Below are 24,306 nucleotides of genomic sequence, written 5' to 3'. Positions count from 1 at the left end.
CAATGACAGACATCGCCGCAACCCCCAGCGCCTTTCACGCCCATGAGGACGACCACGCGCACGACGCCGACCACAAGCCCGGCTTCTTCGCGCGTTGGTTCATGTCGACCAACCACAAGGATATCGGCACCCTCTATCTGATCTTCGCGATCGTCGCCGGTATCATCGGCGGTGCCGTATCGGGCCTGATGCGCGCGGAGCTGATGCATCCGGGCATCCAATATCTGCAGACCTGGGCGAGCTATCACAACGCCATCGTCGGCGGCGGGCCGGCGACGATGGACGAGGCGTACCACCTGTGGAACGTGCTGATCACCTGTCACGGGCTGATCATGGTGTTCTTCATGGTCATGCCGGCGATGATGGGCGGGTTCGGCAACTGGTTCGTGCCGCTAATGATCGGCGCGCCGGACATGGCCTTCCCGCGGATGAACAACATCAGCTTCTGGCTGCTGATCCCGTCGTTCGTTCTGCTGCTCGGTTCGACCTTCTTCCCCGGCGGCACCGGCCTTGGGCCGGGCACGGGCTGGACGATCTATGCGCCTCTCTCGACCAGCGGGGCGGCGGGGCCGTCGGTCGACCTGGTGATTCTGTCGATCCATATCGCCGGCGTCAGTTCGATCCTCGGCGCGATCAACATCATCACCACCATTTTCAACATGCGCGCGCCGGGCATGACCATCCACAAGATGCCGTTGTTCGCCTGGGCGACGCTGGTCACCGCGTTCATGCTGCTGCTGGCGCTGCCGGTGCTGGCCGCCGCGCTGACCATGCTGCTGACCGACCGCAATTTCGGCACGGCGTTCTTCGACCCGGCCGGCGGTGGCGATCCGGTGCTGTACCAGCATCTGTTCTGGTTCTTCGGCCACCCCGAAGTGTACATCATGATCCTGCCGGGCTTCGGCATCGTCAGCCACATCGTCTCGACCTTCTCCAAGAAGCCGATCTTCGGCTATCTCGGCATGGCCTATGCGATGGTGGCGATCGCGACCGTCGGCTTCATCGTGTGGGCGCACCACATGTTCACCACCGGTATGAGCGTGAACGTCAAGATGTACTTCACCGCGGCGACGATGGTGATCGCGGTGCCGACCGGCATCAAGATCTTCTCGTGGATCGCGACGATGTGGGGTGGATCGCTGACCTTCAAGACGCCGATGGTCTGGGCGCTCGGCTTCATCTTCATGTTCACCGTCGGCGGCGTCACCGGCGTCGTCCTCGCCAATGGCGGCATCGACGATTATATGCACGACACCTATTACGTGGTCGCGCACTTCCACTACGTGTTGTCGCTGGGCGCGGTGTTCTCGCTGTTCGCCGGCTTCTACTACTGGTTCCCGAAGATGTCGGGCCGGATGTACAGCGAGGTCCTGGGCCAGCTGCACTTCTGGACCTTCTTCATCGGCGTGAACGTGCTGTTCTTCCCGATGCACTTCCTGGGCATCGAAGGCATGCCGCGCCGTATTCCGGACTATACCCCGGCCTATGCCGGCTGGAACGAGATGGCGAGCACCGGCTACATGATCATGGCCGGCAGCATGATCTTCTTCTTCGTCAACCTGTTCTGGTCGCTGGCCGCCGGCCGCAAGGCGGAAGGCAACCCGTGGGGTGACGGCGCGACCACGCTGGAGTGGACGCTGCCCAGCCCGCCGCCGTACCACCAGTTCACGACCCTGCCGCGGATCGACTGAGCCAAGACAGGTAACGCCGCCCGGCATATGTGTCGGGCGGCACAGGATTTGAGATGAACACGTCAGCGTTGAACACGGCCGATCTGTCGCCCGTTGCCGATTGGCGCGATTTCCTTGCGCTGACCAAGCCGCGGGTGATGACGCTTGTCGTCTTTACCGGGCTGTGCGGGCTGCTCGCCGCGCCGGGGCATTTGCCCTTCGCGATCGCGTTTACCGCGATATTGTGCATCGCGGTCGGCGCCGGCGCGGCCGGCGCGCTGAACCAGTGGTACGAGGCCGACGTCGACGCGCGGATGAAGCGCACCCGCGACCGGCCGCTGCCCGCCGGGCGGATGGATCGCCAGTCGGCGCTGCATTTCGGCATCGGCCTGTCGTTCTTCTCCGTGCTGTTGCTCGGCCTGGCGACCAACTGGTTCGCCGCCGCGATCCTGGCGGTGTCGATCCTGTTCTACGTCGTCGTCTATACGATGTGGCTGAAGCCGCGGACGTCCCAGAACATCGTCATCGGCGGGGCGGCCGGTGCGTTTCCGCCGCTGCTCGGCTGGGCGGCGGTGACCGGCGACGTGACGCTGTTGCCGGTGCTGCTGTTCGCCCTGATCTTTCTGTGGACGCCGCCGCATTTCTGGGCGCTGGCGCTGTTCGTCCGTTCCGACTACGCCGCCGCCGGTTTCCCGATGTTGCCGGTCGTCGCCGGCGAGCAGGTCACCCGCCGCCAGATCCTGCTGTACAGCGTGGTGATGAGCGCGGTCGCGGTGCTGCCGTGGGCGCTGGGGCTGACCGGCGCGGTGTACGGGGTGACGGCGGTGGTGCTGAGCGCGGCGTTCACGCTGCTGGCGGTGCGCGTCGGCCTGTCGCGGGTGGTCGACCCGGCGGCGATGCGGGCCGAGCGGGCGCTGTTCAAATTCTCGATCGCCTATCTGTTCCTGCTGTTCGGGGCGCTGGTCGTGGACCGGCTGGTGCTGGCATGAGCGAGCCGGACGACACCGACCGCATCCGGTCGCGGCAGCGGTCGCGGGCGCTGGTTACCGCGCTGCTGCTCGGCGCGCTGGTCGTGCTGTTCTATTTCATCGCCATAGCCAAGATGAGCGGGTCATGACCGAGCTTGCCGTCCGCAACCGCCGCAGCGCCATTGCCGCCGCCGTGCTTGTGCTTGGCATGCTCGGCCTCGGCTATGCCAGCGTGCCGCTGTATCGCCTGTTCTGCCAGGTTACCGGTTTTCAGGGGACGACGCAGCGCGCCGTCGCGGCGCCGACGACCGGCGCCGTGTCGACCCGAATGGTCCGCATCCGTTTCGATTCCAACACCGCGCCGAACCTGCCGTGGGAATTCAAGCCGGAGCGCGAGACCGACGACATCGCCGTCGGCGCGCGCGACATGGCGTTCTTTGTCGCGCGCAACACAGCCAGCCACGAAGTGACCGGGACCGCGACGTTCAATGTGTCGCCGAGCACGGCCGGCAAATATTTCACCAAGATCGAGTGTTTCTGCTTTACCCAGCAGACGCTGAAGCCCGGCGAGACCGTGCGGATGCCGGTGATCTTCTTCGTCGATCCCAAGATTCTCGATGATCGGGACGCCGACGATATTCAGGAAATCACGCTTAGCTACACGTTCTTCCCGGTGGACCCGGCGAAGGCCGGAAGCTAGAGCGGAGCGGAATCAACAAAGGGGTCTTCAGACAGATGGCCGGCGCCAAGAACCACGACTACCATATCCTGCCTCCCAGCCCGTGGCCGCTGATGGGCTCATTCTCGGCGCTGGTCATGGCGGTTGGCGCGGTCATGTGGATGCATACCGCCGCCTATGGCGGCAGCATTTTCATGCTGGGCGTCGCCGGCGTGATCGCCACCATGTACCTGTGGTGGGCGGACGTGGTGCGCGAGGCCAATGCCGGGGACCATACTCCGGTGGTCGGGCTGCACCTGCGGTACGGCATGATCCTGTTCATTGCGTCCGAAGTGATGTTCTTCGTCGGCTGGTTCTGGGCCTGGTTCGATTTCGCGCTGTTCCCGGCGGCGGTCGAGTCGGTCGGCGGGGTGTGGCCGCCCAAGGGCATCGAGGTGATCGACCCGTTCTCCTTCCCGCTGCTCAATACGCTGATCCTGCTGTGTTCGGGCACCACCATCACCTGGGCGCACCATTCGCTGATCCACGGTGACCGCGAAGGGCTGAAGAAGGGCCTGTGGCTGACCATTTTGCTTGGCGCGCTGTTCAGCAGCATCCAGGTGTTCGAGTACATCCACGCGCCGTTCCCGTTCAAGGGTCTGAACTACAGCGCCGCCTTCTACATGGCGACCGGGTTCCACGGCTTCCACGTGCTGGTCGGCACGATCTTCCTGATCGTCTGCCTGATCCGCACCTACAAGGGTGACTTTACCCCGCGGCAGCACTTCGGTTTTGAAGCGGCCGCCTGGTACTGGCACTTCGTCGACGTCGTCTGGCTGTTCCTGTTCATCACCATCTACGTATGGGGCAGCGCCGGCGCACCGATCCACGGCGGCTGATACGCTTCCCGGTCTCGCCCGAGCATCGTTGCGGGGGCTGTGCCCCCGCTGCGGCGCCAAGACGTTGTTCGCCAGCGTTGTCGGTTTCGCGCCGCGATGCCGCGCGTGCGGGCTGGATTATTCGGCGTTCAATGTCGGCGACGGGCCGGCGGCGTTGCTGACCCTGTTCCTTGGCGGGTTGATCGTCGGCCTGGCGATTGCGCTTGAACTGACCGTCGGCCCGCCATTCTGGGTGCATGTCCTGCTGTGGGTGCCGATAACCGCCGGATTGGTTATCGGCGCGCTGCGGGTGTCGAAGGCGGCGTTGCTCTATTCCGAATATCACAACGATGCCGGCGAGGGGCGACAGGGCGAGGCATGAAGCGGTTGCCGCTTATCCCCACCGTCATCGTCGCGCTGGCGGTGGCGCTGATGATCGGCCTTGGCATCTGGCAGTTGCAGCGGGCGCAGTGGAAGGCGGCGCTGCTCGCCACCTACGCCGCCGCGCACGACCAGCCGCCGGTTGCCTATCCCACCGTACCCGACCCGCGCAACGCGCCGCTGTTCCGCCGGAGCAGCGCGCTGTGCGTCGAGGTGGTCGGCTGGCGATCGACCAGCGGGCGTAATCTGGCCGGGGTGCCCGGATGGTCCCATATCGCCCAGTGCCGGCGTGGGGCGGAAGGGCCGGGGTTTCAGGCGGTGATGGGCTGGTCCGACCGGCCGGACGACCCGGCGTGGACCGGTGGGCCGGTGACCGGCGTCATCGCCCCGGACAGCCAGCACGTCATCCGGCTGGTCGCGAGCGAACCGGCGCCGGGGTTGCAGGCGGCGGCGGCGCCGTCGCCCGAAGACATTCCCAACAACCACCTGTCCTATGCCGTGCAGTGGTTCCTTTTCGCCGGCGTGGCGATGATCATCTACGGCCTGGCGCTGCGCCGGCGCGGGTGACATGACGGGCGATGTGGCGCGCAGCGGCGTTGCGATGTGCGGCCAGCCCGGCTAAGCGCCCGCCATGCGCTATATCAGCACCAGAGGGGCAGCGCCGCCGCTCGACTTCGAACAGGTGACGCTGGCGGGCCTCGCGCCCGACGGCGGCCTGTATCTGCCGGAACGCTGGCCAAGCTTTTCGGCCGACGCGATCGCCGCGCTGGCCGGCCTGTCCTATGTCGATACCGCCGTCGCGGTGATGAAGCCGTTTGTCGGCGACGCGCTGGACGAGGACGCGCTGCGCGCGCTGTGCACGCAGGCCTATGGCCGGTTTTCCCACGCCGCCGTGACGCCGCTGGTCCAGCTTGACGAGCGGCAGTGGCTGCTGGAGCTGTTTCACGGCCCGACGCTGGCGTTCAAGGACGTGGCGCTGCAACTGTTAGGCCTGTTGTTCGAGCGTTTTCTGTCGAACCGCGACACCCATCTGACCATCGTCGGCGCGACCAGCGGCGATACCGGATCGGCGGCGATCGACGCGATTGCCGGCCGGGCCAAGGTCGACATCTTCATGCTCCACCCGGAAGGCCGGGTGTCCGACGTGCAGCGTCGCCAGATGACGACGGTGTTCGCCCCCAACGTCCACAATATCGCGATCGACGGCAGTTTCGACGACGCGCAGGCGCTGGTGAAGGCGATGTTCGCTGACCGCGATTTCGCCGGGCGTTTCGCCCTGTCGGCGGTCAATTCGATCAACTGGGCGCGGTTGATGGCCCAGGTCGTCTATTATTTCTACGCCGCCGTCCGGCTGGGCGCGCCGGGGCGGCCGGTGGCGTTTTCGGTGCCGACCGGCAATTTCGGTGACGTGTTCGCCGGCTATGTCGCGGCAAAGATGGGCCTGCCGATCGCCCGGCTGATCGTCGCGACCAACGTCAACGACATCCTCTATCGCGCGCTGTCCAGCGGCGACTATTCGACCGGTGAGGTGACCGCGACCGCGACGCCGTCGATGGACATTCAGGTCAGTTCCAATTTCGAGCGGTTGCTGTTCGACCTGGGCGGGCGCGATGGGCAGGCGATGGCGGCGCAGATGCACGGGTTCGAGGCGACGAAGGCGATGCGGCTGACGGACGGGCAATTGGGCGGTGCCGCCGGCCTGTTCGCCAGCGCGCGGATCGACGCCGACGACATGGCGCTGGCGATGCGCTGGGCCAGCGAGGCGGCGGGGCAGGTGATCGACCCGCACAGCGCCGTCGGCCTGGCCGCCGCGCGCGCCGCCGATCTCGACCCGGCGGTGCCGCTGGTCACGCTGGCCACCGCCCATTCCGCCAAGTTTCGCGACGCGGTGGAGCGCGCGACCGGCAACCGGCCGGCGTTGCCGGCGCGGGTCGGCGATCTGTTCGCCCGCGCCGAACGCTGTGTGTCGCTGCCGGCGGATTTTGGCGCGGTGACCGCCCATATCGCGGCGCACGCCACGCCGCGGTGACCCTTTCCACCCTCATCGGCGAGCCGTGGGCCGATTACGGCCTGATCGACAGCGGCCACGGGCGCAAGCTGGAACGCTATGGCCGGTTCCGGTTTATCCGGCCGGAGCCGCAGGCGCTGTGGGCGCCCGCCGCGCCCGACTGGCGGGCGGACGGCGCGTTCATTCCCGGATCGGACGAGGATGGCGGCGGGCGCTGGCAACTGACCGGACCGGTGCCGGACGAAGGCTGGCCGCTCGACTGGAACGAGGTGCGTTTCCAGGCCAATTGCACGCCGTTCCGCCATCTCGGCTTCTTTCCCGACATGGCGCCGGTGTGGAGCTGGATGCGCGAACGCATTGCCGGGCGGGACGCGCCGTCGGTGATGAACCTGTTCGGCTATACCGGCGTCGGCACGCTGGCGCTGGCGGCGGCGGGGGCGCAGATGGTCCATGTCGATGCGTCGCGCAAATCGGTGGACGCGGCGCGGGCCAACGCCATCCTGTCCGGCCAGGCGGCGGCGCCGATCCGCTGGCTGGTTGACGATGCGGCCAAGTTCGTCGCGCGCGAGGTGCGGCGCGGCCACCGTTATGACGGCATCATCCTCGACCCGCCGAAATACGGCCGTGGCCCGGCCGGCGAGGTGTGGCGGCTGGAGGAAGGGCTGCCCGCCCTGATCACCGACTGCCGCCGTCTGCTCGACGCCGAATCGCGCTTTCTGTTCCTGACCGTCTATGCGGTCCGGATGTCGGCACTGGCGATTGGCGAACTGCTTGCCCAGGCCTTTGCCGACCTGCCGGGACGGGTGGAAGCCGGGGAACTGGCGGTGCGCGAGGAGGCGCGCGGGCTGTTGCTGCCGACCGCGATCTTCGCCCGCTGGACCGCGGACTGAGTCAAAGGCGCCCGCCGGCCCAGCGGGAATTTGCGCGTGATGCCATTCCTATTGCCCGCTAAAATGATACCCGGCCGGTATGATAGCCGTGGACAGCATCATCCTTTCGTCGCATAGTCAGGCCAGTTCGCTGCGTTCCCTTCGCGGCGATTTCTGGCGGGTTCCGTTCAAAGGGGGGAACTGGGGACGGAACCCGCTTTTTTCGACGATCGACAGGATGACGCCGGATCAGCTGGCGGCCTTGCGCCGGCCGGCGGGCTTCTTAGCCGCAGACGCGCGGGGGGGCTTGGTCGGCGCGGGAGCCGCCTTGGCAGCGGCGGCCGGGCGCTTGCGACCGAGGCCGAGCTTCTGCGCGACGAGGCGACGCTGTTCCGAATAGGCCGGCGCGACCATCGGGTAGTTGCTCGGCAGGTTGTACCGTTGACGGTATTCGTCCGGGGTCAGACCGTGGCGGGAAAGGTGCCTTTTCAGGGTCTTGTAAGCTTTTCCGTCGATCAGGCTAAGAATATATTCGCGTGATCCGAGACTTTTGCGGACCGTGACCGCCGGCTGGACTTCCGGCGCATCGGATTCGGCGGAGGCGGGGGCGTTGATGTCGGTCAGTGCCGCATGCGTCGCCTTGATCAGTGCGGCGAGATCGGCGCTGGGCACAGAATTGTTGGTGACATAGGCACTCAACAAGTCGACGGTCAGCATGGTGAGATCGGTCTGTTCGGCATCGGCCATTATTTTCTACTCCATATTCCGGGGCGGCGCGGTATCCGGATATTCCATGGATCAGTCGAAGGGGGAATGACCGACCCAATATCGCGCGCGGATGCTTGCACGAAATGTACAATTTGTCGACCCGATACCCCGATGATACGCCGAAAGACGGGCTGTCCGGTGACGATGACTGGAGAAGCGGCGCCAAACAAATAGGGTGAGGCGGCTGTTCGCGGCGGACGTGCGCCGGGACCGCGGCGTTGTCATTATGTCGATAAGGGGCGGATCCCCCGCCGCCGCGATGGCGCGGCGGCGGGGAAGCACCGGGTTGGGCAGGCGGACGCTTAGAAGCGGAAGCCGGCGGCGACCCCGTAGCGGCGCGGTTCCAGCGTGAAGATGTTGGTGAACAGCCCGGTCGACTGGTCGGTCACATACTGGCCGGTGATCGCGTTGTTGTTGGTGAGATTCTGGATGAAGCCGCGCACGAACCAGCGGTCGTCGGGGCCGTTGAGCTGCGCCTGTGCGTTGATGATCGCATAGCCCTGCATCCGGTCGATATGGCCGTTGAAGATGCTGGCATAGGATTCGCCGGTGTAGGTGATGTCGAAGCGGGGCACGAACGACATGCCGTTGGCGAAATCGGCGGTGTACTGGATGCCCGCCGAGAATTTGTAGCGCGGCGCCTGCGGCAACTGGTTGCCGCGAATGTTGACCTCTACTCCGCTGCCGGCGACGTGAAACGGCAGGTTGCCGTTGGCGTCGACGCCGAACAGGCCGTTCAGCACCGGTTGCAGCGCGAGCAGCGGCGAGCCGGCTGGCAGGGTGTTGGTGGAAAGCTGTTGGAGCGTGCTGCACAGCGAGAAGGCGCCGGTCGCGCCCATGCCCGGTATCGCGCGCGGCGCCTGCAGGCCAAGTGCCTGGGTGTTGACCAGCCCGACGAAGCTGTTGGCCCCGGCGGCGTTGCCGGCGGTGGTCGGCACCACCGCGCAGTTGGCGGCGTTCGACAGGTCCTTGACGATGACGACATCGGACCGGCCGCCGGACGGGTCGCGGGTGTTGACCAGATATTTGTCGTCCGACACCTTGGTGCGCAGATAGCTGAAGTTCAGGTTGACCAGCAGGCGGCGCACCGGACTGATCAGCGCTTCCGCCTCCAGCCCGTAGATATTGGCGCTGACATTGTCGTTGACCGCGGTGCGTGACACGATCCGGCTGAGCTGCAGATCGTTATACTTATAGTAGAAGCCGGTCAGGTTCAGGCGCAGCGTGCCGTTGAGGAAGGTATTCTTCGAGCCGATTTCGAACGCATCGACCGTTTCCGGCGTGAATTGCGACGGCACCGCGAAGATCGCCGACAGCGGCGGATTGACGCCGCCCGACTTGTAGCCGCGCGAATAGGACAGATAGAGCAGGTTGTCGGGTGTGACCTTGAAATCGAGGACGGCGCGCCCGGTCATCTTGCTGAAGCCGACACGGGTGACGGCAAATTCCTGCGCGCCGGGGGTGCTGGCGTCGTAATCAAGCTGGCCGTAATTCACCGCGTCGGTGAAATCCGTGGAGCCGAACGGGACCAGCGCGAAATTGCCGACCGCGTCCTGCAGCAAGGTGGTGCGGGCGCGGTAGAATTTCTTGTCGTTGTTGTAGCGCGCGCCGAGGGTCAGTTTCACCCGGTCGCTGAATTCCAGATAGGCTTCGCCGAAGATGCCGTAGGATTTCAGCCGGAACAGGTCCGAATGGTTGCGGTAGGTCGGCGTACCGAAATAGCTGAGCGGTACCCCGAGCGGCGCCATCTGTGCCGAGGTCGCCGCGCCGAGCAGGCCCGCAGCGTAATCGATGCCGAACGAGCTGATATAGTAGCTGTTGTCGCGGGTCTTGCTGTCCAGATAGAGGCCGCCGATCAGGAAGTTGAACATGCCGTCCAGCTTGCTGTCGATATGGCCCTCAACCGAATATTGCCGGGTCGTCTGTTTCGACCGGTCGAAATCGAGGCTGCTGGTGAAGCAGCCGACGCTGTGGCCACCGTAGACGCCGGTACCGGTCGGTTCGAGATCCGATTGGCAGACGCCGCCGGCCGGCCCGTTGGGGATCAACGTCTGGCGAACCGGGTCGAGGAACGGCGCCAGGCTGCCCGCCCGGCCATAGGCATGGAGCGCAAGCAGGCCCGGGTTGGTGGCCAGCGAATCCTGCACCGCGAGATTATAGTCGGATCGGGAGTCGACCTCGTTCTTTGCATAGCCGCCGGTGATGGTCAGACTGAACGCATCGCCCAGCTGCTGATGCAGCTTGCCCATGAACTGGACCTCGCGGGCATAGTAGGTCGGCTTGAAATCGGTGTTGACGGTACGCACGCCGGCCGGGTTGACCGAGCTGGAGAACACGTCCGCGCCGTAGACGCTACCAAGGCCGAACGGGGTCAGCGCGCCACCCGACTGGATGGCGAGGAACTCGTTCGAAACCAGCGTTGCCGGGAAGGTGGCGTTGCCGTTCAGCGTTTCGTTCGCCAGCCTGTCCGGCAAACAGCCGAGCACGCCGGTCGGATCGCGATGGCATAGCTGCTTCTGGATGCGCGACCGGTCGTCCTTCTCGCGGAAGTAATAGCCCATCAGGTCGAGCGTGGTGTCGGGGCTGGGTTCCCAGCGGATGGTGCCGCGCAGCGCGTAGAGGTCGCGGCCGTCGATCCGGCTGTTGTCGTAGAGGTTCCTGGTATAGCCGTCGCGGTTCAGATAATAGCCGGCGACGCGGGCGCCGAGCGTCTCCCCCACCGGCAGGTTGACCATGCCGTTGACCTTGACCGAGTCGTAATTGCCGTATTCCACCGATCCGCTGGCGCCGAATGCGGATAGGCTGGGGCGCGCGGTGATGAAATTGACCACGCCCGATGTCGCGTTGCGGCCGAACAGCGTGCCTTGCGGGCCGCGCAGCACCTCCACCCGTTCCAGATCGAAATATTCGGTTTCGAACAGCCTGGTCGACAGCAGCGGCATGTCGTTGACATGGATCGCGGTGGCGGAATCGCAGGTGATGCCGACGCACAGGTCGCCGATGCCGCGAATGTTGAAGCTGGACGAGGTGAAGTTGGTCTTGGTGAAGGTGACGTTGGGCAGCGACAGTTGCAGGTCGGTGGCGTTGCGGATCTGCTGCCGCTCAAGCGTTTCCGCCGAAAATGCGGAGACGGCGATCGGCACGTCCTGAAGCCGTTCGGACTGGCGCTGGGCGGTGACGACGATATCGGCAAGGCCGGACTCCGCCGTATCGGCCGGGACAGATTGCGCCGTGGCGGGCGCCGAGACGATCAGCGCGAGCATGCTTGCGCCCAGAAGATCGAACTTCCCCATCAAACCATCCTCCCCCAATGGTGCCGGCTGTCCGGCCATCGCGCCGAGCGCGATTTTGCTGCGGCATGTTGCGTTCAGATTGGAGCGCGGTCAATGCCCGCCTGCGGCACGGATGCCGGAATCCCGCGGGGTTGCCGCCGCGCGCGGCCGGGCTGTGCCGCCGCCGGGCGGTTGCCGTAACGGCATGCGGTAGCTGCGCAAAAAATGCCCGGGCCGGGCACCCCGGCGGGCCGATACCGTCCAATCGGTTGCGGTACGGCTGGATCGCGGCGGTTTCGGTTTGGACGGATGGGATGCTAGGGGGCGGGCGGAATGCGTGGGCGCCGGGCTGACGCCCGGTCTTCAGGCGCGCGACGAGGCAGGCAAGGAGCAATCGTGAAGGATCGACCCAAGGATGAAGCGACGCGGCCGCCGGTGCCGGCCGACGTGCTGGCGGCGGTGCGGACGCTGATCGAATGGACGGGTGACGACCCCACCCGCGAAGGGCTGGCCGACACGCCGGCGCGGGTGGCACGGGCGTGGAAGGAATATTGCAGCGGCTATGGCGAGGACCCCGGCCTGCACCTGAGCCGGACCTTCGAGGAGGTCGGCGGCTATGACGAGATCGTGCTGCTGAAGGACATCCCGTTCCATTCGCATTGCGAGCACCATATGGCGCCGATCATCGGCAAGGCGCACATCGCCTATCTGCCGCGCGACCGGGTTGTCGGCATTTCGAAGCTGGCGCGGGTGCTCCACGGCTATGCGCGGCGATTGCAGGTGCAGGAGCGGCTGACGGCGGAAGTCGCCAACTGCATCTGGGACAATCTGAATCCCCACGGCGTGGCGGTGGTGATCGAGGCGAGCCATGCCTGCATGACAGCGCGCGGCGTGCGGACGCCCGGCGTCGGCATGGTGACCAGCCGGATGATGGGCGTGTTCCGCGACGACGAGCGCAGCCGCAAGGAGGTGCTGGCGCTGATCGGGCGCTGCTGAGGGCGGCGCCGCCTGCCAATTAAAGCAGCGGCACGTGCGGGGCCGAGTCGATCGGCAGGTAACCGGCGCGGCGCGGGTCTTCGAAGGTTTCGACCGCCCGCGCGACCGGCGCGAAGCCCTGGGCGCGGTAGAAGCCGAGCGCCGACGGGTGGTCGAGCGAGCAGGTCCGCACCCACAACCGCTCCACCCCCGGCACCCAGGCGCGGGCCATCGCCTCCGCCATCAGCCAGCGGCCAAGGCCGCGCCCGGCCAGTTCCGGCACAAGCCCGAAATAGACGATCTCGCAGGCGGCGGGCTGGCGGAAATCCAGTTCGAGCATGCCGACTTCGATGCCGCGCCGGTCGATCGCCGCGCAGACATGCACATCGGCATCGGCGAGGAGCGTGTCGAGCGCCGCGTCGGCGAGGACGAGGCGGGAAAACCACAGCCATGGCGCCCCGACCCGGCGGAACAGCGCGCGATAGCGTTCGCGCTCCGGCGCCGGCCAGCGGACCAGCCGCAGCGGCGAATCCGGCATCGGCCGGGGGCGCGGCCGCTCGCGCATTTCAAGCGTCGTGACGACCGCGGCGACCTGCCCGGCGGGAAGCGGCGTCAGTCCCACGTCGCCATCGGCGGCAGGCTCATCAGGATCGCGTCGACATTGCCGCCGGTCTTCAGCCCGAACAGCGTGCCGCGATCGTAGAGCAGGTTGAATTCGGCATAGCGACCGCGCCAGGCGCGCTGGCGGGCAAGGTCGGCGTCGTCCCATGCCGCACCCATCCGCCGCCGGACTATGGGCGGGAACGCGGCGAGGAACGCCTCGCCGACCGCGCGGGTGAAGGCGAAGTTGGCGGCGAAATCGCCTTCGAGATGATCGTAGAATATGCCGCCGACGCCGCGATGGACCTTGCGGTGCGGCAAGTAGAAATACTCGTCCGCCCACGCCTTGAAGCGGGGATAATGATCCGGGTCGTGCGCGTCGCACGCCGCCTGCAGCGCGGCGTGGAAACCGGCGGTGTCCTCCGCATAGGGGATCGGCGGGTTGAGATCGGCGCCGCCGCCGAACCAGCGTTTCGTCGTGGTCAGGAAGCGGGTGTTCATATGGACCGCCGGAACATGCGGATTCGCCATATGGGCGACCAGGCTGATGCCGGTGGCGAAAAAGCGGGGGTCTTCCGCCGCGCCGTGGATCGAGCGGGCGAATTCGCCGTCGAACGCGCCGGCGACGGTGGAGACGTTGACCCCGACCTTTTCGAACACCCGGCCTTTCATCAGCCCCTGCACGCCGCTGCCGCCCGGCGCGCCGGTTGAGTCGGTGCGGTCCCACGGGCGATAGGTGAAGGCGGCGTCGCTGCCCGCTTCGCGCTCGATCGCCTCGAATTCGGCGCAGATCCGGTCGCGGAGCTGCTCGAACCAGGCGCGGGCGGCCTGCTGCTCGTCGTCGAGGGCGATCATTCCGGGAATCCTTCCGTCTGCCTTAGTGCCTCGGCGAGCGCGATGCCCGCGGACACGGCGAGATTCAAGGAGCGAAGGCCGGCGCGCATCGGAATCCGCACGCGGAGCGCCGCCGCCTCGTGGACAAGGTCCGGCGCGCCGCCGCTTTCCGACCCCATCAGCACGATATCGTCGGATGCGAAGCGGGCGGTGTGCAGCGGAGTCGCACCATGCGCGGTCAGCAGGACCAGCCGCCCCGGCTGCGCCCGCCGGAACGCCGCCCAGTCGGCATGGCGGACCATGGCGACATGGGCGAGATAATCCATGCCCGCCCGCCGCATGCGCGCGTCGGAGAACACGAATCCGCACGGTTCGATAATGTCGACCGGCACGCCGAAACAGGCGCCGACGCGCAGAACCGCGCCGACGTTGCCGGCGATGTCGGGCTGATAAAGAGCGATGCGCATCGGTTGCCTTCACGGGATTGGGACGGGGTTGCGGGCTGCAACCGGTTAGCCGGTCAGAAATCTTGTTGGCAAATGCCTTGCGGCTTGGCTATCAGGCCGGCGACTGCCGGGGGTACAGGCGGCGGCGTAACAAGATGCGGCAACGCAGTTGCCGTGTCTTCGGCCGTCTTCCTGCCATGGTAGCACGCGTGATAAGGGGTCATGGCGCAAGGGCTGGTGAATGGCGACGCTTGAACAGATTGAACCGGGCGACATCGCCCAAGAAGACGGCGTCCGCCGACGCGACTTCCTGAACGTTGCGGCGGTCAGCTTCGCCGGGGTCGGCGCGGCCGCGGCCGTCGTGCCGCTGGTTACCCAGATGAGCCCGTCCGCCGACGTGCTGGCGCAGGCGTCGACCGAGGTCGACATCTCCGCCATCCAGCCGGGGCAGGCGATCAAGACGGTGTTCCGCAAGCAGCCGCTGTTCGTGCGGCACCTGACGCCGAAGGAGATCGCCGAAGCGGACGCGGTGCCGGTCAACTCGCTGCGCGACCCGCAGTCGCTGGAGGACCGGACCAAACCCGGCAAGACCCAGTGGCTGATCACGATGGGCGTCTGCACCCACCTCGGCTGTGTGCCGCTTGGCGCGGGCGAGGGCGAGAATCGCGGTGAGTTCGGCGGATATTTCTGCCCGTGCCACGGCTCGCACTACGACACTGCCGCCCGCATCCGCAAAGGCCCCGCGCCGACGAATCTCGTCGTGCCCGATTACGTGTTCCGGTCGGACACCGTCGTCGAAGTTGGAGCAAAGGCATGAGCTTTCCCTGGGCCAAGCAATACGCCCCCACCAACCCGGTGATGAAGTGGGTGGATGAGCGGTTGCCGCTTCCCCGCCTCGTCTACAACGCGGTCGGCGCCGGTTACCCGGTGCCGCGCAACCTGAATTATTTCTGGAATTTCGGCGTTCTCGCCGGGGTCGCGCTGACCATCCAGATCGTCACCGGCATCGTGCTGGCGATGCATTATGCCGCCAATGCCGGCGTTGCGTTCGATTCCGTCGAGCACATCATGCGCGACGTCAATTCCGGCTGGCTGCTGCGCTACGCGCACGCCAACGGCGCGTCGTTCTTCTTCATCGTCGTCTACATCCACATCTTCCGCGGCCTGTACTTCGGTTCGTACAAAGCGCCGCGTGAGATGGTCTGGCTGCTTGGCCTGGTCATCTTCCTGTTGATGATGGCGACGGCGTTCATGGGCTATGTGCTGCCGTGGGGCCAGATGAGCTTCTGGGGCGCGCAGGTCATCACCGGGCTGTTCTCGGCGATCCCGCTGGTCGGCGACACGATCCATACTTGGCTGCTCGGCGGATTCGCGCCGGACAACGCCGCGCTCAACCGTTTCTTCTCGCTGCACTATCTGCTGCCGTTCGTGATCGCCGGCGTCATCGTCCTCCACATCTGGGCGCTGCACATTCCGGGGTCGAGCAACCCGACCGGCGTCGAGGTGAAGGACGAGCAGGACACGGTGCCGTTCCACCCGTATTACACCGCCAAGGACGGCTTCGGCGTCGCGATCTTCATGACGCTGTTCGCGATCATGGTGTTCTTCGCGCCGAACGCGCTCGGCCACCCGGACAACTACATCCCGGCCAACCCGCTTTCGACGCCGGCGCACATCGTTCCCGAATGGTATTTCTGGCCGTTCTACGCGATTCTGCGCGCCTTCACGATCGACTTCATCCTGCCGGCCAAGCTGTGGGGCGTGCTGGCGATGTTCGCCGCCATCCTGCTGCTGTTCTTCCTGCCGTGGATCGACAAGTCGCCCGTTCGTTCGGCGACATACCGGCCGCTGTACAAGAAGTTCTTCTGGGTGCTGATCATCGACGTGCTGATCCTTGGCTATTGTGGCGGCGCGCCGGCTGAAGAGCCGTTCGTGATGCTGAGCCAGATCGCGGCGATCTACTATTTCGCCCATTTCCTGATCGTGCTGCCGATCGTCGCCAGCATCGAGCGGACGCTGCCGTTGCCCGCTTCGATCACCGAGGCGGTACTCGCCAAGCACGGGAACACGGTATCTGACGCCGACGGCACCGCCGCCGCAGCGCCGGCTGAATAAGGGGGCATCAGCACCTATGCTTCGTATCATTCTTGGAGCCATCGGCGCCGCGTTCTGCGGGGTCTTGCTGATCGCGTTTGGCACCGGCGCCTATAACCACCTGACCGAGCCGGCCGCGGTGACGGTCGAGCAGGAATTCCACCTGCAGCCGAAGGCGCTGCATCTGGCGAGCGACGGGCCGTTCGGCAAGTTCGACCGTCGTCAGCTCCAGCGCGGTTTCCAGGTGTTCAAGGAAGTCTGCTCCGCCTGCCACTCGCTGCGCCTTGTGGCGTTCCGCGACCTGCAGGCGCTCGGCTACACCGAGGCCGAGGTCAAGGCGATCGCCGACCAGTGGGCGATCCAGCAACCGGCGGTCGACCCGGAGACCGGCGAAGCGACGACCCGCAAGTCGATTGCCGCCGACCGTTTCCCGCTGCCGTTCCCGAACGAAGTCGCGGCGCGGGCGGCCAACGGCAACGCGTTGCCGCCCGACCAGTCGCTGATGACCAAGACGCACCATGGCGGTGCCGCCTATGTCTATTCGATCCTGACCGGTTATCAGGACCAGCCGCCGGAACTGCTGAAGAAGTTCCCGGACGCCAAGACCGGAACCGGGCTGCATTACAACCCGTATTTCGCCAACCTCAACCTGGCGATGGCGCCGCCGCTGAACGACGGGCAGGTCACCTATTCCGACGGGACCGCGGCGACGGTTGACCAGATGGCGCAGGACGTGTCGGCTTTCCTGGTATGGACGGCGGAACCGAAGCTGGAGAACCGGCACAGCGCCGGCATCGCGACGGTAGCGTTCCTGATCGTCTTTTCGGTGCTGACCTTCCTGTCGTACCGGAACATCTGGGCGGGCAGGCCGCATTGATCGGATGACCCGCGCCGAATTACAGGCGCTGGTCCGGACGATCCCCGACTTTCCGAAGCCGGGGATTCTGTTCCGCGACATTACGACGTTGCTGATCGACGGCCGTGGCTTTGCTGCGGCCGTCGACGCGCTGGTCATGCGCGCCCGGCCGCATGAGGTGACGCTGGTTGCCGCGATCGAGGCGCGCGGTTTCCTGTTTGGCGCGGCGGTGGCGCGCGCCCTTGGCGTCGGCGTGCTGCCGGTACGCAAGGCCGGCAAGCTGCCGGGGCCGCGCGTCGGCATCGACTATGCGCTGGAATATGGCACCGATCGGCTGGAGATCCATGAAGGGGCGGTGCGGCCGGGTGATCGCGCGCTGCTGCTCGACGATCTGATCGCCACCGGCGGCACCGCGCTTGCCACCACCCGATTGCTGCGCGAGGCGGGCGCCGAGGTGCCCGCGGCCCTGTTTGCCATCGACCTGCCGGATCTGGGCGGCGCCGATCTGCTGCGCGCCGAAGGCGTGGCCGTCGACTCGCTGATGGTTTTTCCAGGCCATTGAGCACCAACGCTTAATCGATCTTTAGCCCTGAGCGTCTATCGCGGCGGCAATATGGTCGCCGATTACCCGATGATGCTTGCGCGATGGCTTGCCGCGATGATGGCGGCGCTGCTGTTGATGCTGGCCGCGCCGGCGCTGGCGGCGGTCAAGGGCGGCGGCGCGGTGGCGACCGATGTCGTATCCGCATGCCAGATCCCGACAGCCGCCGATACCGGCGCTGCCGAAATGCTGGCGCGTCCGGCGGGGCCGTGCACACCGCCGGGCCGGGCCACGCGCGGTGTCGTCTGGCTGGATTTCGGCGCGCCGGCGCAACTGGGCGACGGGAAAGGCCTGCACCGGTTGCTGATCGACACCCACCGGGTGCACCGGGTTGACCTGTATCTTGCCCGCGCCGACGGCAGTGTCAGCCATGAGCGATACGACCCGGCGGCACCGGGGCGCGGTTGGCGGACCGGCGGCTATCTGAGCATGATCGTACCGGCCGGCGCGCCGGTGACACGGATGCTGGTGCGGCTGGGCGACACCGAACTGATCACTTTCAGCCGCCCGACCCGGCTGGTCCCGCTCTATGCCGATTTCCGCATGGAACGCCGTGACGCGGCGTTGTACGGGCTGGCGCTTGGCGTGCTGGCGCTGACCATATTCGCGCATCTGGCGCTGTTTTTCGCGATCCGGCAGCGGTTCCAGCTATTCTATGTCGCCCATGCGACGGTGCTGTTTCTGTACGCGGCCGCCTATTCCGGACTGGTGCTGCTGGTCGTGCCGGGCGTGTCGGCGGGCGGGATATCGCGGCTGATCTCGGCGACGCTGTCCGTGGCGACGGCGACGGGGCTGCTGTTTTCGACCGATTTTATCGCGCGCCGCTATGTCCCGCGCGGGCTGCGATTCTACAGCCTGATCAGCGCGGCGGCGTCGGTGGCCTGCGCGGTGCTGCTGTTATTCGGCCCGGACGGGCTGACCGCACCGGTTTACGGTGCCGCCAATCTCGTCGGGATGAACGGGCTGGTGCTGGTCGTCGTGGTGCTGGCGGTCGGCGCGATCAGGGGCAGCCACACCGCGCGGATTCTGGGCCTTGGCTGGGCGGTGCCGATCGCGATCGGCGTGACCTATCCGCTGCGTATTCTGGGGCTGGTGCCCGACGCGCTGGTCGGCGACGGCGCGATGGTTGCCGCGGTGACGGTTGAATGCCTGATCCTGTCCTTGCCGGTGGTGACGCGGATCAAGGCAATGCGGCTTGACCATGAACGGGTGCGCGAGCGCCAGCTTGTGCTGGAGCGTCAGGCGGCGACCGACGCGCTGACCGGCCTTGCCAACCGGCGCGGCTTCGTCGCCGCGATCGAACGGGCGTTGCAGATCGGCGGCCCGTCCAGCCCGGTGGCGTTGCTGATGATCGACATCGACCATTTCAAGGCGGTCAACGACCGTTATGGCCATGTGCGCGCCGACGCGGTGCTGGCCGGGCTGGGCGCGCTGATCGCCCGCGCGGCGGGGCCGGGCGCGATCGTCGCCCGCTATGGCGGCGAGGAATTCGTCGTGCTGCTGATGGGGCTGGACCTGAACCGGGCGCATACCATTGCCGAACGGATCCGGGCCGGGGTCTGCGCCGGCGGGGCTGATCTGCTTGACGTGACGGTCAGCATCGGGCTGGCCGGCGGGCGCTGCGACGGGGTCGACCGGTTGATGGTCGATGCCGATCTGGCGCTGTACGACGCCAAGCGCGGCGGGCGGAACCGGGTGGAGGTGGCGGCGGCGGCCAAAGCCGCGATGGCCGCGTAAAAGGCGGCGGCCGGCGCTGTGCGTCAGGGCCGGCGGCGGACGAGGGCGATCGAGGTGAAGCGCATCACCGGTTCGTCATGCTGGTTGAACATGGTGACGCGCGAGCGGAACGAACCCATGTCGGGGCGGCTGCGCGAGGGTGTCACCTCGACCAGTTCGTTTTCAAGCCGGAGCGTGTCGCCGGGGTAGACCGGTTTCAGCCAGCGCAACTCATCCACCCCCGGCGAACCTAGCCCGGCATGTTCGTGCGCCTTCAGGTCTTCGACGATCATCGCCATCGCCATCGCGCAACTGTGCCAGCCGCTGGCGGACAACCGGCCGAAATGGGTTTTGGCGGCGGCTTCGTCCGACAGGTGGAACGGTTGCGGGTCGTATTTGGCGGCGAAGGCGATCACCTCTTCGCGGGTGACGTGATACTGCCCGAAACCGCGCTTCGTGCCGACGACCAAATCCTCCAGATATTCCATTACGCCTGCCCTTTCACCCGCCCGCCGCCTGCGCCATGACCCGGTTTGCTTCCGCTTCGGCGACGATGTCTTTCAGGATGCGCAGGCAGGCGGCGACGTCGCCCTGCGCGGAGGGCACCGCCTTGCGCAGGTTGATGAAGCCGTGGATGCTGCCCGCCGCTTCGCGGAACACCGTCGGCACCCCCGCGGCGATAAGGGCGGCGGCATAGGCGCGGCCCTGATCGCGCAGCGGGTCCAGCCCGGCGGTGACGACCAGGGTCGGCGGCGTGCCCGCGTGGTCGGCATGCAGCACGCCGTTGCGCCGGTCGCCCGGCACCGGGGCGTAATGACTGCCGAACCAGCGCATCGCGTCGCCGGTCAGCAGATAGCCGTCGGCGAAATCGGTGAGTGAGGGATAATCCTCCGCTTCGTCGACCACCGGGTAGATTGGCCATTGGGCGATGACCGGCGCCGCCGCCGGCCGGTCGCGCAGCGCCTGCGTGGTGCCGATGGCGAGGTTGCCGCCGGCGCTGTCCCCGGCAAGGACCAGCGCGGTCACGCCGACGCCAAGCGCCGCCGGGCTGCCCGCCACCCAGCGCGCCGCCGCCTCGCAATCGTCGGGCGCGGCCGGGAACGGGTGTTCCGGCGCCAGCCGGTAGGCGACGGCAATGACCGGAAGGTCGAGCAGCCGCGCGGTTTCCGCGCAGAAGCTGTCATGCGACTCGATGTCGCCGATCACGAAGCCGCCGCCGTGGAAGAAAACCAGCACCGGCCCCGGTGTCCGGCTTTCGCGCGCGTCGTAGAGGCGCAGGTCGATGCCGTCCGGCGTTGTCAGGTCGCGGCGGACGGCGAGCGGTTCCGCCGGTGCTTCCGCGATCGCGACCATCGTGTTGAACGCCAGCCTGGCCGCCGGCGGGTCCAACTCATGCATCTTCGGGCCGGGCACCGAGTCGAGCAGGGTCAGGAACGCCCGGACATCGGGTCGGACGAAAGGCTGGGACATCGGCTTGCCGCTCCGTCGTTATCGGGCGGCCAGCCTAGGCGGGTGGCGGCGGCCCGTCCATCCGCCGCGAAAGCGTGCTCTTTTCAGGCAAAATCGGCGCCGGTACCGAAACAAGGCCGATTGCGACTCTCCCCAGTTTTTCTAAATAGGCTATAGCCGTACCGGGGCCTAAGAGGCCCGGGCTTGAATTGCAGGACGTATAGCCAATGGCTTCAGCCGTACATGAGGTGACCCGCGCAGAGGCCGCCAACACTCCTCCCCCCGAAGCGGTGGTGGTGCGCTTTGCCGGGGACAGCGGCGATGGCATGCAGCTGACCGGTGGTCAGTTCACCCTGTCGACCGCGCTGGCCGGCAACGACCTGTCGACCTTCCCCGACTTCCCTGCGGAAATCCGCGCGCCGCAGGGCACGACCTTCGGCGTTTCCGCTTTCCAGATCAATTTCGGCTCGCGCGCGATCGACACCGCCGGCGACCAGCCGGATGTGCTGGTAGCGATGAACCCGGCGGCGCTCAAAACCAATGTCGGCGCGCTGAAGGACGGCGGGCTGGTCATCGTCGACACCGGCGAGTTCGGCCAGCGCAACCTGGCCAAGGCCGGGTATGAGGCAAGCCCGCTCGACGACGGGTCGCTGGCGCGCTGGCAGGTGCTGGCGTTCGACATTTCGGCGCTGACGCTTGAGTCGGTGAAGCCGTTCGGCCTTGGCAACAAGGAAGCGCTGCGCTGCAAGAACATGTGGACGCTGGGCCTGGCGCTGTGGATGTTCGATCGCGACCGCCAGCCGATCGTCGACTGGCTGAAATCGAAATTCGCCAAGGCGCCGGAGCTGGCGGAGGCGAACATCGCCGCGCTGAACGCCGGCCATGCCTATGGCGAGACGGCGGAACTGGCCGGGCCGATGAAGCAGCACCGGATCGCCGCCGCCCCCGCCGCGCCGGGCCTGTACCGGACGATCACCGGCGGCGAGGCGATCTCGCTCGGCCTGGTCGCCGGCGCGCAGCTTGCCGGGCTGCCGATGTTCTTCGGCGGCTATCCGATCACCCCGGCCTCGGCGATCCTCCACCACTTGTCGCGCCTGAAGGAATATGGCGTCACCACTTTCCAGGCGGAGGATGAGATCGCCGCGGTCTGTTCGGCGATCGGCGCTTCCTATGCCGGCAAGCTGGGCGTCACCTCGTCGTCCGGCCCCGGCATCGCGCTGAAGGGCGAGGCGATCGGGCTGGCGATCATGACCGAGCTTCCGCTGGTCATCGTCAACTCGCAGCGCGGTGGCCCGTCGACCGGCCTGCCGACCAAGACTGAGCAGTCCGACCTCTATCAGGCGGTCTACGGCCGCAACGGCGACGCGCCGATGCCGGTCATCGCCGCGCGCTCGCCGGCCGATGCGTTCGACTGCGCGATCGAGGCCTGCCGCCTCGCCACCCAGTTCATGACCCCGGTGATGCTGCTGACCGACGGCTATATCGCCAACGCGGCGGAGCCGTGGAAGGTGCCGGACATGGACGGCTACGCGCCGTTCCCGGTCAGCTTCCTCGATCATGTGCCGGAGGGCGGGTTCAAGCCCTATGCCCGCGACGAGAAGCTGGCGCGGCCATGGGCGCGGCCGGGGACGCCGGGCCTGCTCCACCGCATCGGCGGGATCGAGAAGCAGGACGGCACCGGCAACATCGACTATGCGCCGGCCAACCACCAGGCGATGACCGACCTGCGCAAGGCGAAGATCGACGGCATCGCCGCGCATACCCCCGAACAGACGGTGACGCTGGGTGACGGCGAAGGCCGGCTGGCGGTTGTCGGCTGGGGCTCGACCTTCGGGCCGATCCACCAGGCGGTGCGTCGGGCGCGGGAACGCGGCCTGTCGGTCGACCATATCCATGTCCGCCACATCTGGCCGCTGCCGGCCAATCTGGGCGAGCTGCTGCGCCGCTACGAGCGGATCATCGTGCCGGAAATGAACGCGGGTCAGTTCAAGACCGTTCTGCGCGACCAGTATCTGGTCGACGCCCGCTCGCTGGCCAAGGTGTCGGGTCAACCCTTCCGTATCGCGGAAATCGCGGCGGCTATCGAAAGTGCGCTCTCATGAACGAGATGACTTCCGTCAAGACGACGGCGAAGGATTGGGAAACCGACCAGGAAGTGCGCTGGTGCCCCGGTTGCGGCGACTATGCGATCCTGAAGGCGGTGCAGCGCACCCTGCCGGACATCGGCGCACGACCGGAAAACACCGTGTTCGTCAGCGGCATCGGCTGCTCGTCGCGCTTTCCGTATTACATGGAGACTTACGGTTTCCACACCATCCACGGCCGTGCGCCGGCGATCGCCACCGGCGTGAAGCTGGCCAACCCCGATCTGGACGTGTGGGTCATCACCGGCGACGGCGATGCGTTGTCGATTGGCGGCAACCACACCATGCACCTGCTGCGCCGTAACCTCGACTGCCAGATCCTGCTGTTCAACAACGAGATCTACGGTCTGACCAAGGGGCAGTATTCGCCGACGTCGCGGGTCGGCACGCGCAGCCCGTCGACCCCCTTTGGTTCCGTCGACCGGCCGGCCAGCCCGTGCAGCTTCGCGCTTGGTTCCGGCGCCCGTTTCGTCGCGCGGGGCATCGATGTGCACAAGAACCTGCCGGCGGTGCTGAAGGCGGCTTATTACCACAAGGGCGCCAGCTTCATCGAAATCTTCCAGAACTGCATCGTCTACAATGACGACGTGTTCGCGCCATTTACCGCCAAGCCGAACGCCGCAGCCGGGCAGGTCTGGCTGGAGGACGGCCAGCCGATGCTGTTCGCCGGCGGCACCCGTGGCCTGACTCTCGACCCGAAGGCACTGCGGCTGGAGATGGTCGACGTCGTCGACGGTGACTGGCAGGCGGCGGGCGTCATCGTCCACGACCAGACCAACAAGGGCATCGCGCAGATGCTGATCGACATGGACAACAGCGCCGGCTTTCCGGTGGCGCTGGGCGTCATCTTCGACCACCCGCGCCCGAGTTACGAGCGCGAGGTCGTCGCCCAGAACGAGGCGGCGGCGAAGGGCAAGGCACCGGACCTGCAGAAGCTGGTCGCGCAGGGCCAGACCTGGATGGTCGACAAGGAGCCGCGCGCCGAATAGCCGGCCGGTTTCGCGCTTGTTCTGTTCAAGCTGCACCGGCCCTCTCCCCCACCCGACCTCCCATTTCAGGATACTGTCGTTGGGAGGCCGGGTGGGGGAGAGGGCTGGTGCCGGTTTCCCCTAAAGCCCA

Annotated in this window: 24 protein-coding genes; 17 read left to right on the top strand and 7 right to left on the bottom strand. The window is 66.6% G+C overall.

All coding sequences use genetic code 11. The annotated features are described in order from the left end of the window. Positions 1 to 2 precede the first annotated feature (2 nt). From ctaD to ACMT1E_RS12135, 9 genes are all read left to right on the top strand, one after another. Positions 3 to 1,691: a cytochrome c oxidase subunit I gene (ctaD, locus tag ACMT1E_RS12175; protein ID WP_414900554.1), complete on the top strand. Its 1,689-nt coding sequence runs from the start codon at positions 3 to 5 to the stop codon at positions 1,689 to 1,691. A gap of 53 nt (positions 1,692 to 1,744) precedes the next feature. Continuing rightward, positions 1,745 to 2,659, top strand: a complete 915-nt coding sequence (locus tag ACMT1E_RS12170) for a heme o synthase (protein WP_414900553.1) — start codon at positions 1,745 to 1,747, stop codon at positions 2,657 to 2,659. Further along, complete coding sequence (locus ACMT1E_RS12165; protein WP_414900552.1) at positions 2,656 to 2,787, top strand: hypothetical protein; 132 nt, start codon at positions 2,656 to 2,658, stop codon at positions 2,785 to 2,787. Before ACMT1E_RS12170 ends, ACMT1E_RS12165 begins: the two co-directional genes overlap by 4 nt. Continuing rightward, positions 2,784 to 3,338: a cytochrome c oxidase assembly protein gene (locus ACMT1E_RS12160; RefSeq protein WP_414900551.1), complete on the top strand. Its 555-nt coding sequence runs from the start codon at positions 2,784 to 2,786 to the stop codon at positions 3,336 to 3,338. Before ACMT1E_RS12165 ends, ACMT1E_RS12160 begins: the two co-directional genes overlap by 4 nt. 35 nt (positions 3,339 to 3,373) lie before the next feature. Then, positions 3,374 to 4,195, top strand: a complete 822-nt coding sequence (locus ACMT1E_RS12155) for a cytochrome c oxidase subunit 3 (RefSeq protein ID WP_414900550.1) — start codon at positions 3,374 to 3,376, stop codon at positions 4,193 to 4,195. Positions 4,196 to 4,223: 28 nt separating this feature from the next. Beyond that, positions 4,224 to 4,556, top strand: a complete 333-nt coding sequence (locus ACMT1E_RS12150) for a DUF983 domain-containing protein (protein ID WP_414900549.1) — start codon at positions 4,224 to 4,226, stop codon at positions 4,554 to 4,556. Continuing rightward, the gene (locus ACMT1E_RS12145) at positions 4,553 to 5,122 is read left to right on the top strand and encodes an SURF1 family cytochrome oxidase biogenesis protein (RefSeq protein WP_414900547.1); all 570 of its coding nucleotides are present in this window, start codon (positions 4,553 to 4,555) and stop codon (positions 5,120 to 5,122) included. The genes ACMT1E_RS12150 and ACMT1E_RS12145 overlap by 4 nt, the downstream gene beginning before the upstream one ends. 64 nt (positions 5,123 to 5,186) lie before the next feature. Further along, the gene (gene thrC, locus ACMT1E_RS12140; RefSeq protein WP_414900546.1) at positions 5,187 to 6,584 is read left to right on the top strand and encodes a threonine synthase; all 1,398 of its coding nucleotides are present in this window, start codon (positions 5,187 to 5,189) and stop codon (positions 6,582 to 6,584) included. Continuing rightward, on the top strand, positions 6,581 to 7,453 hold the full coding sequence (locus tag ACMT1E_RS12135; protein ID WP_414900545.1) for a class I SAM-dependent methyltransferase: 873 nt from the start codon (positions 6,581 to 6,583) through the stop codon (positions 7,451 to 7,453). The genes thrC and ACMT1E_RS12135 overlap by 4 nt, the downstream gene beginning before the upstream one ends. A 228-nt stretch (positions 7,454 to 7,681) precedes the next feature. Here ACMT1E_RS12135 and ACMT1E_RS12130 read toward each other — a convergent pair whose 3' ends face one another. Further along, entirely contained in the window at positions 7,682 to 8,179 is a 498-nt protein-coding gene (locus ACMT1E_RS12130) for a MucR family transcriptional regulator (RefSeq protein WP_414900544.1), read from the bottom strand. A gap of 323 nt (positions 8,180 to 8,502) precedes the next feature. Continuing rightward, a complete protein-coding gene (locus tag ACMT1E_RS12125; protein ID WP_414900543.1) occupies positions 8,503 to 11,493 on the bottom strand; it encodes a TonB-dependent receptor in 2,991 nt (996 codons plus the stop codon). Positions 11,494 to 11,868: 375 nt separating this feature from the next. Between ACMT1E_RS12125 and folE the strand changes: the two genes are divergently transcribed. Continuing rightward, on the top strand, positions 11,869 to 12,468 hold the full coding sequence (gene folE / locus ACMT1E_RS12120; protein WP_414900541.1) for a GTP cyclohydrolase I FolE: 600 nt from the start codon (positions 11,869 to 11,871) through the stop codon (positions 12,466 to 12,468). Between the two features lie 19 nt (positions 12,469 to 12,487). On the opposite strand, the gene ACMT1E_RS12115 is transcribed toward folE, so the two are convergent. The 3 genes from ACMT1E_RS12115 to ACMT1E_RS12105 are packed head-to-tail and all read right to left on the bottom strand — an operon-like array spanning position 12,488 to position 14,348. Then, positions 12,488 to 13,069: a GNAT family N-acetyltransferase gene (locus ACMT1E_RS12115; protein ID WP_414900540.1), complete on the bottom strand. Its 582-nt coding sequence runs from the start codon at positions 13,067 to 13,069 to the stop codon at positions 12,488 to 12,490. Continuing rightward, positions 13,060 to 13,902 carry an oxygen-dependent coproporphyrinogen oxidase gene (hemF, locus tag ACMT1E_RS12110; RefSeq protein WP_414900539.1) on the bottom strand — a complete coding sequence of 281 codons (843 nt, stop codon included), beginning with the start codon at positions 13,900 to 13,902 and terminating at the stop codon, positions 13,060 to 13,062. Before hemF ends, ACMT1E_RS12115 begins: the two co-directional genes overlap by 10 nt. Further along, complete coding sequence (locus ACMT1E_RS12105; RefSeq protein ID WP_414900538.1) at positions 13,899 to 14,348, bottom strand: tRNA (cytidine(34)-2'-O)-methyltransferase; 450 nt, start codon at positions 14,346 to 14,348, stop codon at positions 13,899 to 13,901. The genes hemF and ACMT1E_RS12105 overlap by 4 nt, the downstream gene beginning before the upstream one ends. Positions 14,349 to 14,568: 220 nt before the next feature. Here ACMT1E_RS12105 and petA point away from each other — a divergent pair, with 220 nt between their 5' ends. From petA to ACMT1E_RS12080, 5 genes are all read left to right on the top strand, one after another. Beyond that, entirely contained in the window at positions 14,569 to 15,144 is a 576-nt protein-coding gene (gene petA / locus ACMT1E_RS12100) for a ubiquinol-cytochrome c reductase iron-sulfur subunit (RefSeq protein WP_414900536.1), read from the top strand. After that, positions 15,141 to 16,442: a cytochrome b gene (locus tag ACMT1E_RS12095; RefSeq protein ID WP_414900534.1), complete on the top strand. Its 1,302-nt coding sequence runs from the start codon at positions 15,141 to 15,143 to the stop codon at positions 16,440 to 16,442. The genes petA and ACMT1E_RS12095 overlap by 4 nt, the downstream gene beginning before the upstream one ends. 16 nt (positions 16,443 to 16,458) lie before the next feature. Continuing rightward, on the top strand, positions 16,459 to 17,298 hold the full coding sequence (locus ACMT1E_RS12090) for a cytochrome c1 (protein WP_414900533.1): 840 nt from the start codon (positions 16,459 to 16,461) through the stop codon (positions 17,296 to 17,298). A 4-nt stretch (positions 17,299 to 17,302) separates the two neighbouring features. Continuing rightward, the gene (locus ACMT1E_RS12085) at positions 17,303 to 17,839 is read left to right on the top strand and encodes an adenine phosphoribosyltransferase (protein ID WP_414900532.1); all 537 of its coding nucleotides are present in this window, start codon (positions 17,303 to 17,305) and stop codon (positions 17,837 to 17,839) included. A 69-nt stretch (positions 17,840 to 17,908) separates the two neighbouring features. Further along, the gene (locus tag ACMT1E_RS12080) at positions 17,909 to 19,615 is read left to right on the top strand and encodes a diguanylate cyclase (protein WP_414900530.1); all 1,707 of its coding nucleotides are present in this window, start codon (positions 17,909 to 17,911) and stop codon (positions 19,613 to 19,615) included. 23 nt (positions 19,616 to 19,638) lie between these two features. Here ACMT1E_RS12080 and ACMT1E_RS12075 read toward each other — a convergent pair whose 3' ends face one another. Continuing rightward, the gene (locus tag ACMT1E_RS12075; RefSeq protein WP_414900529.1) at positions 19,639 to 20,082 is read right to left on the bottom strand and encodes a MaoC family dehydratase; all 444 of its coding nucleotides are present in this window, start codon (positions 20,080 to 20,082) and stop codon (positions 19,639 to 19,641) included. Positions 20,083 to 20,095: 13 nt separating this feature from the next. Continuing rightward, positions 20,096 to 21,064 (bottom strand): alpha/beta hydrolase, encoded by a 969-nt coding sequence (locus ACMT1E_RS12070; protein WP_414900528.1) that lies wholly within the window; start codon positions 21,062 to 21,064, stop codon positions 20,096 to 20,098. A 206-nt stretch (positions 21,065 to 21,270) separates the two neighbouring features. Between ACMT1E_RS12070 and ACMT1E_RS12065 the strand changes: the two genes are divergently transcribed. Next, the gene (locus tag ACMT1E_RS12065; RefSeq protein ID WP_414900527.1) at positions 21,271 to 23,145 is read left to right on the top strand and encodes a 2-oxoacid:acceptor oxidoreductase subunit alpha; all 1,875 of its coding nucleotides are present in this window, start codon (positions 21,271 to 21,273) and stop codon (positions 23,143 to 23,145) included. After that, positions 23,142 to 24,176, top strand: a complete 1,035-nt coding sequence (locus tag ACMT1E_RS12060; RefSeq protein WP_414900526.1) for a 2-oxoacid:ferredoxin oxidoreductase subunit beta — start codon at positions 23,142 to 23,144, stop codon at positions 24,174 to 24,176. Before ACMT1E_RS12065 ends, ACMT1E_RS12060 begins: the two co-directional genes overlap by 4 nt. Positions 24,177 to 24,306 lie beyond the last annotated feature (130 nt).

This window comes from Sphingomonas flavalba (assembly GCF_047553045.1).
Lineage (GTDB): Bacteria > Pseudomonadota > Alphaproteobacteria > Sphingomonadales > Sphingomonadaceae > Sphingomonas_L > Sphingomonas_L flavalba_A.
Note: the sequence above shows the minus strand (reverse complement) of the source record. Positions and strands in the feature narration are given on the sequence as shown.